Consider the following 13222-nt stretch of genomic DNA (forward strand, 5'->3'; position numbering starts at 1 on the left):
TTGTGTCTGACAAGACAGTAATTTATACTTATAAAAATTATAACATTCAGGTAAACAGGACGATTTATGAAGAACATTCAAGAACAAAAAAATATGAATTCGGGTTCCGGAAATTCTAATCCTGACGGTTTAAGGCAAAACGTTGGAAAAATATCGAAGAAGATATTTTCTTCAATACCAAGGGTAGCAATTATCTCAGCCTTGACCGCTGGTGGATTATTAATTTCATGTCAAGATAAAAACAATCAAAACATTAAAACAGAAGTTATGCAAAACAATCAAGAGCAAAAAAAAGCTATCCTGAAAGCAATAGATTTATATGTTGAAGCAGGAAGAAAAGGCGATGGCAATATTGCTAAACCGGCATTCGCATCAACTGCAACCATGTCATGGTCTGAAGCCGGAGCATTGAAAAGTGTACCAATACAGGTGCTTTTTGACGGATTTTCCGCAGCAGAGCCAATGGAAGCAAATTATAAATTGACAACTTTAGATGTGGAAGGTGATGCGGCGATCGTGAGAATCGAATCTCAATTTGGACCGAACAAATATGCCGATATGTTTACACTGGTAAAAGACGGCAATGATTGGAAAATTATAAGTAAAATCTATCAAACCATAAAATAATGTCAGCAAATAAAAATATTAACACCGTTCAGGATTATGAAGATGTCTTGGCGGCAATGGAAGGCTATGTCAATGGACTTAAAACAGGAAATGTTGCAGAATTAAAAAAAACCTTTCACAAGGATGCTATCATGTATGGTCACTTAGGTAGTGATCTGTCGGAAGGAAGTATAGATAATCTGTACACCTATGTGGAGAAATTTGGCGCAGCGCCCAACATCAAAACCAATCTTACGGTTTTACACAAAACACCCACTACAGCAGTTGTTCGTATCGAAATGGAACACGATGCTGCCGATGAAGATTTTACAGATTTCCATTCATTGATCAAAATTGATGGAGCTTGGAAAGTTATTGCAAAACTTTTTCATCTCTACGATAAATAATTAAAAATCATTCTGTAAAAGTTTTACTGGGAGCCTCATATGGCTTCCAGTGGAAACTTTTGTGTCAAAAAAAAAATAAAATGTCAAAATTATTCAGTCGGTTAGCGGTTAAATCAGTTACGTTTAGAAATAGGATTATCACTTCTCCAATGTGTATGTACATGGCCGAAGATGGCTTTGCAAGTGATTGGCACTTGGTTCATTATGGTTCGAGAGCAATGGGAGGCGCCGGTGCAGTAATGCTGGAAGCAACAGCTATTAGAGCTGATGGACGTATTGGTGTTGGAGATTTGGGAATCTGGAAAGACGAACATATTGAAATGCTTACCAAGATCACGTCATTTATAAAAAGTACAGGATCTGTTCCGTCAATTCAATTGGCACATGCCGGTAGAAAAGGAAGTATGTGGACTTCAGGACGTGAGAGCCATCCGTTAATGCCCGATGAAGAAAATGGATGGGAAGTGATTGCGCCTTCTGCTATTGCATTTTCGTCAACAATACAAACACCCCGCGAAATGACTCTGGAAGATATTGAAGAACTTCAACAAGCCTTTGCGGATGCTGCCGCGAGAGCGTTAGAGGCTGGTTTTGAGATGATCGAAATTCACAGTGCGCACGGTTATCTGATCAATGAATTTCTGTCACCTATTCCAAACAAAAGAACCGATCACTATGGCGGAAGTATTGAAAATAGAGCAAGATTTTTATTTGAAATTATTGATAAAGTTAAAGCAGTATGGCCTACTGAACTTCCAATTGCTGTTCGTATTTCGGCTACAGACTGGATGGAAGATGGCTGGGACATTGATGATTCAGTTTGGCTAAGCAAAAAATTAGCAGGGAAGGGAATTGACATTGTTGATGTTTCTTCCGGAGGTACCGTTCCGAATGCTAAAATTACAGTAGGCTCAGGTTATCAATTACCATTTGCAAGTAAGATTAAGCGTGAGCTGAAAGATCAATTATTAGTGGGAACAGTCGGTATGATAACCAGCGCACATCAAGCCGAAACGATCTTGACCAATGGAGATGCTGATCTTATTTTCATAGGTCGAGAACTTTTACGAAATCCTTATTTTCCTTTAGACGCCGCAAAACAGCTTCGATCGGAAGTTCCTGTTCCGAAACCTTACGAGCTTGCCTTTTAACATCAAAAAACAAATTTTATGAATATTTATTTAACCGTTGTCGTAAAGGCAAAACCTGAGCATGTGCAAGAGATAAAAGACCTTCTATACAGTCTCCCGGAATTATCTAAGAAAGAAGAGGCCTGCATCGAATATGATGTCCACCAGAGTATTGATGATGAAAATACTTTTATCCTTAATGAAAAATGGGAAAGTGTAGATGGCTTAGATCTCCATAATGAGCAATCATATTCAAAGGAGTTTTTTGCATCATTCGATAAATTACAAGAGCAACCGATTATTTATCGATCCGCATAATTTTTAGGAGAATTTGTAAAATTTAGAAAATATGAAAAAATTAAATGAGTCCGTCACCATTATTACCGGTGCATCTTCCGGAATTGGTGCGGCAACAGCATTAAAATTAGGCAAAGCCGGAACCAGTATTGTTTTGGTGTCCAGAGCCGATGATAAAATAGAAAAAGTAAAACAACAGATTGAAGAAGAAGGTGGTAAAGCTGAAATCTTTGTTGCCGATGTAACAGATATTGAGCAAATGAAAGCGATGATTGATTTTGCCATTGAGAAATTTGGAAGGATAGACAACTTGGTTAATAATGCTGGTCTGATGTTATTTTCACAATGGAAGGACGTCGCGATTGATGAGTGGAATGCAATGATTGATACCAATATCAAGGGGTATCTGAATGCAATTGCAGCAGTTCTTCCTAAAATGTTGGAGCAGAAATCCGGTCATATTGTCAATATGGGCTCTGTGGCAGGAATCAATATCGATGTCGGTGCAGGTATCTATCATGGAACTAAATTTTTCGTTCGGGCAATTACCGAAAGTTTAAGAAAAGAAGTTTCTGTTCATAAAGGAATTAAGATAAGCCTGATAAGTCCGGGAGTGATTAACACTGGATGGGCAGATAAGGTGACCAATAAGGAAGGGGCGGAAATCGCGGCAGAGCTGAACAAGCAGGCTATTGAACCTGAAGACATTGCAAATGCTGTGTTATTTGCATTTGATCAACCTGATAATGTCAACGTGAATGATATCGTTATCAGCCCAACTTTGCAAGACTGGTAATATTTAATAAAAAAGAATTTTTAAGTAATGAATAAATATAATAAGCTATTTTCTCCTTTATCATTTGACAAAGGAGTGAGTTTAAAAAACAGAATTGTGATGTCGCCAATGACCACTTGGGCATCGAATGAAGACTTTACCATATCTGATGAAGAAGTCGAATATTACCATAAAAGAGTAAATGGGGTAGGATTGGTGATTACAGGATGTACTCACGTAATGGCAAATGGAATTGGTTTTACCCACGAATTTGCAGGATATGATGACACTTTTCTTCCTAGTCTGAAGAAGTTGGCCAATGCAGCTAAAAGTGGTGGTGCACCGGCATTTTTACAAATGTTTCATGCAGGAAATAAAGCAATTCCTGATCTAATTCCCAATGGCGAAGTGGTAAGTGCAAGTGCGATTTCAAGTGGACCAATACTGCTTTCTGATAAAGAAAATCTGCCGAGAGAATTAACTGAAAATGAGATTCTGGAAATTATCAAAGCATTTGGAGAAACTGCCAAAAGAGCGATCGAAGCAGGTTTTGATGGAGTTGAGATTCACGGAGCTCACGGGTTTTTACTTCAGAATTTCATATCCCCTTTTTTCAATAAAAGAAATGACCAATGGGGAGGTTCTCTTGAAAATCGTTTGAGACTTAGCCTTGAAATTGTTCGTGAAGTGAAAAAAGTAGTTTCAGAATATGCTGATCGTCCTTTTCTTATAGGTTACAGAATCTCACCTGAAGAAATGCCTCAACAAACCTATGGACTTCAAGATACTTTCATTTTAATTGATAAGTTGATTGAAGAAAACATCGATTATCTACATTTTTCCCTATTGGATGCTGTAAATCAAAAAACAATTGATTCAGAATTTTCGGATGAGCCAATATCAGTTGTACTCAACAATTATGTCAACGACAGAGTTCCTGTTCTTGTTGCCGGAAGTATTACAACACCTTCAATGGTAAATCAGGTTTTAGAATATGGTGTTTCTATGGTGGCAATAGGCAGAACTTTGGTTATCAATCCGGATTGGGTAGAATTAGTTGCAAGTGGAGAAGAAGAAAAAATAGATTCAAATCTTAAACTTGATACGGCAGAAGATAAAAAAATCCCCGCGAAATTGATGGCAATTTTTGAAGTGTTAAAAGGTTGGGTTTCATTGGAGCCTTGAAGAAATTAAAAATTATTAAACTGAATAATCTTGTTTTCCAAATAAATAAACATGGTGCCACTTGTTATAAAGTGGCGCTATTTGGCTGTTAGTGAACTTGATAGTAGGCTATCCAAGCTCTTTTTATGTTAATTTAAATAATGTATTAGAATTATGTGGCTGAACATCATATGTGTAATTTTCCGTAGTTTTTGTTTGATTCTGTTAGGCAAGGTGAATCTATATATATTCGAACCATCCGTGTCAAACAGGTATAAGTGATTCGAACTAACTCGTCCCAGCCACTTTTAAACCTCATTTTCAAGTATATTATAAAGAACTACCATGATTAAGCCACAAAAATTACTTGCAAAATCATGGCTTGGCCGCAATCACACTATAACGACTTCAGATACTATCCATAACTCTGATTTACATATATAATATATTTAAATCTCTTTTTGTAAATTGAAGTGCTGGAAATGGAGACTGGTAGGGCCTCATGGAATTGATTCTAAACACTTAATTTGCCACTACATAAACTCTCTCAATTAAAATCACTGTATTATAATTCTTTTTCTCGTTTGTAGAGATTTGATGAACAGCTGTTTCCAGGGCATGCCCCTTTATTGGCCACTGTTATCAGTATTAATATCGCCCCAAGAACCGAAATATAAATTTCTCTGTCCATACTACCGATTACAATGAAAAGCAGACCAAACGCTAATTTTATTAGTCCATTAATTTGGAAATTTCTAAAATAATCTGTCATAATTACTCCTTTTATTGGATAGCTGATAACAGATTTATGGTCATCATGATCCGTATTTAAAATGATATCATTCGCAACAGTAAGATGGCCGTTATGTAGAATAATAGAAGCTTTGCACTGGTAATTTGGGGACAAGTCATGAACAATGAGGAGAGTATACCGGATTATCCCGCCAACTTTCACATTGGATTTTACCAAAAAGATGAGAGTGCGGTCTGTTCAATCTATGACAAAATAAAGGACGAGAAATTTCTCAAAATTGATAGTGAGCCCAAAAAGATGCACAATACTTTTGGATTTTATTTTTACATCGAAAATCTGATGATTGAAATAAGTGTAAATCCCTTCTAATATTTTAGAAGTAAAGAGAGCACACAGGAATTAGCCGCAACATAGCAGCTGATCGTTTGATTGTCGGTAGAAAATCGCTAAAATTATCCGATATCAGAAAAATCAGTCTTGTTGGATATGTTGGACTAGATCTCTTCCTTTTCATAACCTTTATGATCAATTTTAATAGTAGGCTACTGTATTCCCTTTTCCAACTTTAAAAAAAATATTATATTTGCAAACTACTTGACTAATCAAGTAGTTTGCAAATATAAATATGAAAGAAATAAGTACAATTCTGAATATTTTAAAGGTTCAATCTATCATTACGAAAAAGTTTGACGGCTTAAGCCTACACGGTTTAAGCCTTACCGACTACATGATTCTGTACATTTTAGGTAATGCTCCAGGTCATCGTTTAAAAAGGATTGATCTAGCAGAAAATACAGGTTTAACCGCCTCTGGCATTACGCGCATTATTTTACCACTGGAAAAAATGGGACTTGTGGAGAAAGAAAGTAGCGATAGGGATGCCAGGGTGAGTTATGTAAAACTCACTTCTGCCGGAGAAAGAATTTTTACAGAAGCGACCACTACGGCGGAATACATATCCAAAAAGCTCTTAGAGGGGATTGTAACGGAAGATTTGAATGTTTTCGCCGGACAATTGAAAATCTTAGGGGGCGATCTTTAAATGTAATGAATGAACATGGACAAAAAATACAGAAAAAAATTAAACGCTGAGTTTTTAGAGATGAGACCGTTAATGGGTGTATTGACTATTCTGAATAATGCAGAAAATAAAATATTTATTAAAGAGAGTTTTAATTTAGGAGCGCTTACCAACAGAATTCGGTTTGAGCTGAACAACGGACGATTTGATATCAAGAGCTTACAGGAGGATTGGATCCGGCTAGGAGAGGAGAATTTCGTTTTTAAAATTGCAATCACTGTTCCATGGGAAGAGAACAAATTCATAGACTATAAAAAGAAGTTGCAGAAAGCTAGAAATGATCTGCAAGAAGAGCAAAGCAAAGCCAAAAATATATACTGATATGGGAAGCAACACCTATTTATATCCAACTTACGAAGCCGGCCGGGATCTTATGTTAAAAAATATTCAAGGAGCAATCGTAAATCTAAATCTGATACATTTAAAGGAAATTGCTGATTATTCCGAGTTTCCTGAAATTGCACCTGCCAGCGAAATTTCGGGTTACGAAGCTTTTATGCTCTATATAGACCTTGCCAAACCTTTTCTAGAGCAGGATGGTGGAGAGATTCTTTTTGTTGGAAAAGGAGACCGCTTTTTGATAGGTCCTCAGGACGAACAGTGGGATATCTGTATGTTGATTAGACAAAGAAGTGTATCGGATTTTTTTGCTTTCGAGCAGAATCCGGATTATATGAAGATTACGGGTCATCGTGTCGCTGCCATATTGGATTCAAGACTTTTACCCTTAGAGATCACATTGTAGTAAATTATTTATGGGATATATCGAGCTAAAAAATGCTACCATCTATTATGAAGTATTTGGAGCTGAAAACAACGAAACTATCATACTCATCAGTGGGTTAAACACACAAATGACCCGTTGGGAACTTCCATTTTGTAATAAGCTTGTAGAAGAAGGATTTCGCGTAATCTGCTTTGACAACAGAGACTGTGGAAAAAGTACTTTTACTACCTATGATAGCAACGACAGCCGTAGCTTTTCTTTGAATGATTTTCTACAGCATCCAGAAAAATATCCTGCCCCTTATTCTTTATTGGATATGGCAGATGATATAAAAGATTTGCTGCATTCACTTGGCATCAGGAGCGCAAATATTGTAGGGCGTTCAATGGGTGGCATCATAGCACAGCTATTTGCATCACGATATCCGGCAATGACTCAGACACTGACTTTATTGATGTCTTCAAGCTTTAATCCTGCCCTTCCGAAGGCAGATGATGCATTGATAGGCAAAATGACAAACAGCACTGCAAATTTTCACGATAATAAGCAAGCTTATATACATGAAAAAGTTGATTTTATGAAAGCTATTTATGGAAATAAATATAGTTTTAATGAAGAAAAAGAACGTTGGTTAATTATCGAAGACGAAAGCCGAAAGTCTCCATTCGTTAGGCCATTTCGTCAGATCATTGCCCTGCTGAGTTATCAATATGATTCAAATGTTCTTACTAGTCTCCATGTACCCACATTGACGATACATGGAGATGAAGATCCGTTATTTAATATTGAACATGCAGTTGATTTAAAAAATACTATTCCTTACTGTGAGCTGATCATAAAAAGAGGAATGGGACACGCTATCCCGGATTCACTATTTCCGTCACTGGTGAAAGACATTTCAAATTTTATTGCTAAAACTGAATGAAAAGTCATGATCAAAATGTAAGTAGCAATGGTGAAATATATGGTTTTGGAGTCCATTGCCACTGATCATCGGCACGTTCGATAAAGCCTATTCCCGGCCAGGGAAGGTGGGACGCACAAACCACAGATTTTTGTTTATGACATTGTTCCAGTATATTTTTTCGGGTGTCGATCCCCAAAGAAAAATCAGCATCCCATTGTGTACCCCAAACCGGATTAGAGATCAATACAGTACTATGAACCAGATCAACCAGATGCGTAATGGATAGCTTACCCGAATAAACCGTAAATATGATGTGTCCGGGAGTATGTCCGGGAGCTGCCTGTGTTTTAATACAGGAAAATAATTCATCACCTGCATCAAATATTCCTAAACGGTGGGTAATGGCTCCTAATATCTGCTTGACCAGTGAAACAGAACCATGTCCAAACTCAGGCCTCCGGCTGTTGGGGAAATTCGGCTGCTGTGCAAACCAGAATTCCAGTTCAGTCCGTGAAATATAGAATCTTACATTTGGAAATACCAGATTATCATTTTCGGTTAATATACCCCCAATATGATCCCGATGAGCATGCGTTATCAATACATCTGAAATATCACTGGCTCCGAATCCGGCACTTTTCAGACTATGTAATAATTTTCCTGCATTTTTTTTATCATAAAAGCCTTCTCCTGTATCTACGAGTATTAATTGTTCATTCTTTCGGATAAGCATCACATTAATAGGAGCTTCGTAGATATCGGCAGGTAAGTGCAGTCGGTTGAGCTCATTTTGAAGATCTGCAGGTGCTGCATCCGTAGCAACAATGGGTTGATATGATCCTATATCAAAATATCCATCGGAAAGAATATAGATTTCCAGGGTATCAAATGGAATCTTGAGGTGACTGTAGTTTGTTTGCATATTCATTAGGGTACTGTGATTAAATTAGCATTTGGTCTTGTTTAAAAACGGAAATATTCGTGGTGCTAATCCAGTCAAAACATGTCCCATTTCCGGAATGATTACTATGGTAAAGTCGTCGATAATATGTTGCAATCTAGCGGCAATTTCCTGATTAGAGCGGATTACATCCTGTTCTCCGCCGATGAATAACACAGGCATTGTCAAACGGCTGAGTTCATCATCTGAAAAAATATATTCTTTTTCTATCCTCGCATTAAAATTGGTTTGTATTAAATCCATAAATGCTACAATTTTTTGATCCACACGCTGGCTTCCCAAGACCAATCTATTAATCTTGATACGTCCAGTTGTTCCCAAAAGGGAATAGAGGATGGCTTTAATGATAAATGTTGTTTTGGTAGGAACTACTCCCGCCGGTGTCAACAAAACTAAGCGGTCGACTAATTCAGGAAAGCTTATTGCAAAGCGTAATGCCAACCATCCTCCTTGCGATAATCCAATTATATTTGCCTTGCTGATATTGAGCCTATCAAAAATCTCTTTTAGCCATTCCGCGAAGTCTTTTGTTTCATAAGAAGGTCTGGTTTCTGCGCTCTTTCCTGCCTCTCCGATAATATCTATTGCTATGACTTTATATTGTTTTGAATATTCGGCTATGTCTGATAACCATGACGTCGCATTAGAAGACGTGCCGTGCAGTAATACGATGATTTCTTGGTGTTGGCTTCCGGCCTCCAAAAAATGGGTGTCCCCAAAAGTTGTTTTCAGCACACCGGTTTTCAAATTCAGTGGCGTATTTTTTATGGCATCATCGTAAGCCCGGATAATATTGTCTTTTCCTTCAGGGCTTTTAAAGATTGATTGATTCATGAATGATTTGTATAAGGTTGTAAATGAGTATTATATTAACGTCCTGTCGCTTTATCACCTCTTAAAGTCATGACCGTACTTGTTATCATAGCGGCTTTTTTACCATCACTGCGGAAAATATCGCATTGATAATGGCTTAAGTTTTTTCCATTATGTAAGGGTGATGCTTTGGCAGTGATTATATCCTCGAAAACGGGTCGGTAAAAATTGATTTTCAATTCTACGGATGTAAAAGTTTCGCCTTCCTGAATAAGGGTCGAATGTGCGGTTCCGATGGCTGCGTCTGCCAGTTCACAAAGCAGACCTCCGTGAATGGTTCCCTGTTGGTTACTGTGCTTTTCTTTTGTAGCATTGATCTGTACAGTAGCTGTACCTAAACCGGCTTCAACAATGTCTATCCCCAGTGTTTTTGATATCGGTGTCGGATATTGCATGTGTGTATGCATGTCATCTGTGATTTCCCTTTTTATCAATTTATTTAGGTAATCTAATATCAATAGTTTTGTCATTATGTTGTATTATATTTATATAAAATAAACCAATCGGTCTTTTTTTTGATAAAAAATTACATAGTTTCCATGCTTCCTATTATGGACTGTATGGCGTGCAAATGGTGCAAATCATGCTCTGCAACAAAATGCATCAGATCAATGATAGTCATTGGCTGTTGTAACCTCGGATGTATACTTGTCTTCAATAAGTCTTCTTCACTCATTTTTTGAAGCATTGCAATTGTTTTGTGTCTTTCGCTGGCCAGGTTCTTAATAAGCTCTTCAACCAACATGTTGTTAAAAGAAGACTCATCGATTGCTGTATTGTTTAAATCGGCAGGAGACATATCTGGTTTTCCTTCCTTTATATCTCTAAAACGGATTCGCCATAGATCTTCTAAAAGGATTAAATGCCCTATATGCTCATTGACAGACCATTTACCTCCCATTTTGCAGGTTGAAACTTCTATAGGACAACTTTTTAGCAGCTTTTTTAAAACAGTTGGAAAATGTTCGAGTCGTTTTAGAAATTCGTCAAAATGTTCCGCACCCGTGTTTGAATCAAATTGTCGATCGAACCATCTGACAAATGATTGTGACTTTACTTCTTTCATTAGTATAAATTTAAAGTTTATTACTATTGATCCACGCTTTGGCAGGTATTATCCACTCATCTAATGCCCTGAACAGAAAGCCGTGTTCCAGACCTGTGTTGAGGGTCATTTCTTTAAAAGATTTTAAATCAGAATTTTTAAACCTAAGTTGCCTTGATAATAACTCAGCGTCAACATCGGTTTTTTCATTAATCGATAAAATCTTACCGTAGAGCCTGAACTTTTGATCTTTATTCATCGAATCATTTTTAAAGCTTGAGCCAATAAAAACAAATTTCAAATCTGGATTTTTGGCATAATAGGAGATGTATTGAGCTATATAGCCTCCTTGAGACGTTCCGACAATTGAAATTTGATCATAAGGAACTCCATGGTTATGTAAGCTGTCAATTTTCAAGATCACCTTTTTCGCATACATCTTAGGGTCAGTGTCGGGTTTTCTTTTTTCAGATAGTATGACAGAATTTGTGGATTGAATTTTTTCTAAAATAGCTGTATATGCCGCTGGTCCGTATTTAGGATGGGATGCATTTAACGGATGTCCTTCCAAAAATTTATTATGCAAAAAAAAGACATACTTTTTTTGAGCACCATTTTGAGCATTAACAGCAAATGGAAGAAATGACAGATAAAGAAATATTAACCTGAAAAACATATAATTTGAATAAACAGCGTATTTTAATTTAAGGACCACATTTTATTGTTCCGTATCTACAAGAAGCTTTTTTGAGGCTGTCAATGCATACACCATAGGGATCTTATCTTCAAGATGAGCAATTCTGAACTTACCAGGTTCAAATTCAATTGAATTATTGAAATTATTGTATGGCGAATAATCAAATTCTTCAATAGAATCCATTTCTAAACCATTTTGCATCAGACTACCTATTACTTCGGCTAAGCCGTGGTTCCAGCCGATTGATTTGACTTCAAATTCCGCTTCTTTATCTGCATAAGTTCCTTTTTCGGTTTCTATAATGGCTCCGGAATTAAAATATCTGTATTCAATTTTTTTAAACGCCGAATCAAACATCCAGACGACAGGATGAAATTCTACAAAAACAAATGTGCCGCCGGATTTCAGGAATTTCGAAATGATCTTTGCCCACCGATCCAGATCCGGAAGCCAGCCGATTGTCCCATAACTTGTAAAGACAATATCAAACTGACGATCCAGATGATTGGGTAGATCATAAACATCGCTGCAAATAAAAGTTGTTGAAACATTACTCTGTTTTGCCAGTTCCCGTGCTCGATCTATTGCTAGATCCGAAAGGTCAACGCCGACTACGTCCGCTCCAAGGCGACTTAAAGAAATACTGTCCTGTCCGAAATGGCATTGTAAATGCAATACAGATTTACCTGTCAAATCTCCAAGTAAATTAAGCTCTATATCTTTTAATGAACTTTTCCCCTTCAAAAAAGCATCCAGGTTATAAAAGTCAGAATTGATGTGAGCTTCTGTTCTGGTATTCCAAGATTCCCTGTTTATTTCCAAATAATGGTCTTCTGCATTCATATTTATTTATCTAATGAGGTGAATTGATTTTTTGCCATTCCTCGTAGCTGAGTACGCCAAGTTCTGGCTGACTTTTACCGTTCAGAATATGGATAAACTCCAGTTGGTTTCCGTCTGGATCGTCAAAATAAAGAGCAAGTGCAGACATCCAGGCAAAAACCATTGGTTCATTGCTGCCATTTTTAAGGAAATTATAGGCTTTTAATCCGTTTTTCTCTAAAAATGTATTTGCATCTTTTAAAATAAAATCTTTGGAACAGCTGAATGCAAAATGTCTTGTCTGGAGATTAACCTGTTGTTCCCAAAGTCCGAGCATTGCCTCTTTATTTTCTCCGATCCAAAGAAACGCAATTGGCCTGGTTTCATCATAGTGTGCAAACTCAAGTCCCAATATTTGAGTATAGAATTGAACTGCGTTTTCCAAGTTGCTTACTTGAATGTGTGTCTCATATAACCCTTCAATCATTTTTTATAATTTATTTTTAATAATTATAGTGTTGTGATAATGACGGCTTTTCATCTTACCATATGAATAATCGGATAATCTTTACCAGAGCCGTCTTTTTCTGATCTTCCTGCTTTTCTGAACCCTAAATTTTCGTAAAATCCGATGGCCAGATAATTTTGCTCATTGACGTCAACCTTTTTTATGCCTTTCGTCTCATCCATAAATTGAAATAAGCGCTTTCCATAACCTTTACCACGGTAGTCACTGTGAACAAATAGCATTTCTAAGCTTCCTTCTGATAGCGATGCAAATGCTACCGGTTGGCTTTGCAGCATAAAAAGGTATACTTCAAGATTAGGCAGATAATCCTTTGGGATGACTTCTTTAAAATAAATAAAATCCTCTTCGGCAAGAAAGTCGTGAGTAGCTTTGACCGCAGATTCCCAAATCTCCATAATTCTGGGATAATCTTCTTTGGTCGCCCGCCTGATTTGTTGTGACATAATT

Annotated in this window: 19 protein-coding genes; 10 read left to right on the forward strand and 9 right to left on the reverse strand. The window is 37.0% G+C overall.

Annotated elements, in window-relative coordinates; genetic code table 11:
• Window positions 1–66 precede the first annotated feature (66 nt).
• From FW768_RS20890 to FW768_RS20915, 6 genes are all read left to right on the forward strand, one after another.
• The gene (locus FW768_RS20890) at window positions 67–627 is read left to right on the forward strand and encodes a nuclear transport factor 2 family protein (RefSeq protein ID WP_153398739.1); all 561 of its coding nucleotides are present in this window, start codon (window positions 67–69) and stop codon (window positions 625–627) included.
• Complete coding sequence (locus tag FW768_RS20895) at window positions 627–1013, forward strand: nuclear transport factor 2 family protein (protein WP_153398741.1); 387 nt, start codon at window positions 627–629, stop codon at window positions 1011–1013. The genes FW768_RS20890 and FW768_RS20895 overlap by 1 nt, the downstream gene beginning before the upstream one ends.
• A gap of 80 nt (window positions 1014–1093) precedes the next feature.
• A complete protein-coding gene (locus FW768_RS20900; RefSeq protein ID WP_153398743.1) occupies window positions 1094–2164 on the forward strand; it encodes an NADH:flavin oxidoreductase/NADH oxidase in 1071 nt (356 codons plus the stop codon).
• Window positions 2165–2182: 18 nt separating this feature from the next.
• Entirely contained in the window at window positions 2183–2461 is a 279-nt protein-coding gene (locus FW768_RS20905; protein WP_153398745.1) for a putative quinol monooxygenase, read from the forward strand.
• Between the two features lie 31 nt (window positions 2462–2492).
• Window positions 2493–3236, forward strand: coding sequence for an SDR family oxidoreductase (locus tag FW768_RS20910; protein WP_153398747.1), 744 nt, complete (start codon window positions 2493–2495; stop codon window positions 3234–3236).
• A 27-nt stretch (window positions 3237–3263) separates the two neighbouring features.
• Window positions 3264–4400 carry an NADH-dependent flavin oxidoreductase gene (locus FW768_RS20915; protein ID WP_153398749.1) on the forward strand — a complete coding sequence of 379 codons (1137 nt, stop codon included), beginning with the start codon at window positions 3264–3266 and terminating at the stop codon, window positions 4398–4400.
• A gap of 544 nt (window positions 4401–4944) precedes the next feature.
• Here FW768_RS20915 and FW768_RS20920 read toward each other — a convergent pair.
• A complete protein-coding gene (locus FW768_RS20920) occupies window positions 4945–5151 on the reverse strand; it encodes a hypothetical protein (RefSeq protein ID WP_153398751.1) in 207 nt (68 codons plus the stop codon).
• Between the two features lie 607 nt (window positions 5152–5758).
• Between FW768_RS20920 and FW768_RS20925 the strand changes: the two genes are divergently transcribed.
• The 4 genes from FW768_RS20925 to FW768_RS20940 are packed head-to-tail and all read left to right on the forward strand — an operon-like array spanning window position 5759 to window position 7866.
• Complete coding sequence (locus FW768_RS20925) at window positions 5759–6175, forward strand: MarR family winged helix-turn-helix transcriptional regulator (protein WP_153398753.1); 417 nt, start codon at window positions 5759–5761, stop codon at window positions 6173–6175.
• 9 nt (window positions 6176–6184) lie between these two features.
• Window positions 6185–6535 carry a GIY-YIG nuclease family protein gene (locus tag FW768_RS20930; RefSeq protein WP_153398755.1) on the forward strand — a complete coding sequence of 117 codons (351 nt, stop codon included), beginning with the start codon at window positions 6185–6187 and terminating at the stop codon, window positions 6533–6535.
• Between the two features lies 1 nt (window position 6536).
• On the forward strand, window positions 6537–6959 hold the full coding sequence (locus FW768_RS20935) for a DUF1330 domain-containing protein (protein ID WP_153398757.1): 423 nt from the start codon (window positions 6537–6539) through the stop codon (window positions 6957–6959).
• 10 nt (window positions 6960–6969) lie between these two features.
• Entirely contained in the window at window positions 6970–7866 is an 897-nt protein-coding gene (locus FW768_RS20940; protein WP_153398760.1) for an alpha/beta fold hydrolase, read from the forward strand.
• A 10-nt stretch (window positions 7867–7876) separates the two neighbouring features.
• Here FW768_RS20940 and FW768_RS20945 read toward each other — a convergent pair whose 3' ends face one another.
• The 8 genes from FW768_RS20945 to FW768_RS20980 all read right to left on the reverse strand — a co-directional run bounded on the left by FW768_RS20945 (window position 7877) and on the right by FW768_RS20980 (window position 13218).
• On the reverse strand, window positions 7877–8776 hold the full coding sequence (locus FW768_RS20945; protein ID WP_153398763.1) for an MBL fold metallo-hydrolase: 900 nt from the start codon (window positions 8774–8776) through the stop codon (window positions 7877–7879).
• Between the two features lie 18 nt (window positions 8777–8794).
• Complete coding sequence (locus FW768_RS20950) at window positions 8795–9643, reverse strand: alpha/beta fold hydrolase (protein ID WP_153398766.1); 849 nt, start codon at window positions 9641–9643, stop codon at window positions 8795–8797.
• Window positions 9644–9678: 35 nt separating this feature from the next.
• Window positions 9679–10089, reverse strand: a complete 411-nt coding sequence (locus tag FW768_RS20955; RefSeq protein ID WP_231128753.1) for a PaaI family thioesterase — start codon at window positions 10087–10089, stop codon at window positions 9679–9681.
• 119 nt (window positions 10090–10208) lie between these two features.
• Complete coding sequence (locus tag FW768_RS20960; protein ID WP_153398772.1) at window positions 10209–10748, reverse strand: DinB family protein; 540 nt, start codon at window positions 10746–10748, stop codon at window positions 10209–10211.
• 10 nt (window positions 10749–10758) lie between these two features.
• Window positions 10759–11442 (reverse strand): alpha/beta hydrolase, encoded by a 684-nt coding sequence (locus tag FW768_RS20965; RefSeq protein WP_185152023.1) that lies wholly within the window; start codon window positions 11440–11442, stop codon window positions 10759–10761.
• Window positions 11443–11445: 3 nt separating this feature from the next.
• Window positions 11446–12267, reverse strand: coding sequence for a class I SAM-dependent methyltransferase (locus FW768_RS20970; protein ID WP_153398778.1), 822 nt, complete (start codon window positions 12265–12267; stop codon window positions 11446–11448).
• A 10-nt stretch (window positions 12268–12277) separates the two neighbouring features.
• Complete coding sequence (locus tag FW768_RS20975) at window positions 12278–12733, reverse strand: VOC family protein (protein WP_153398781.1); 456 nt, start codon at window positions 12731–12733, stop codon at window positions 12278–12280.
• A gap of 50 nt (window positions 12734–12783) precedes the next feature.
• Window positions 12784–13218, reverse strand: coding sequence for a GNAT family N-acetyltransferase (locus tag FW768_RS20980; RefSeq protein ID WP_153398784.1), 435 nt, complete (start codon window positions 13216–13218; stop codon window positions 12784–12786).
• Window positions 13219–13222 lie beyond the last annotated feature (4 nt).

The sequence above is a fragment of the Chryseobacterium vaccae genome (genome assembly GCF_009602705.1).
Taxonomy (GTDB): domain Bacteria; phylum Bacteroidota; class Bacteroidia; order Flavobacteriales; family Weeksellaceae; genus Chryseobacterium; species Chryseobacterium vaccae.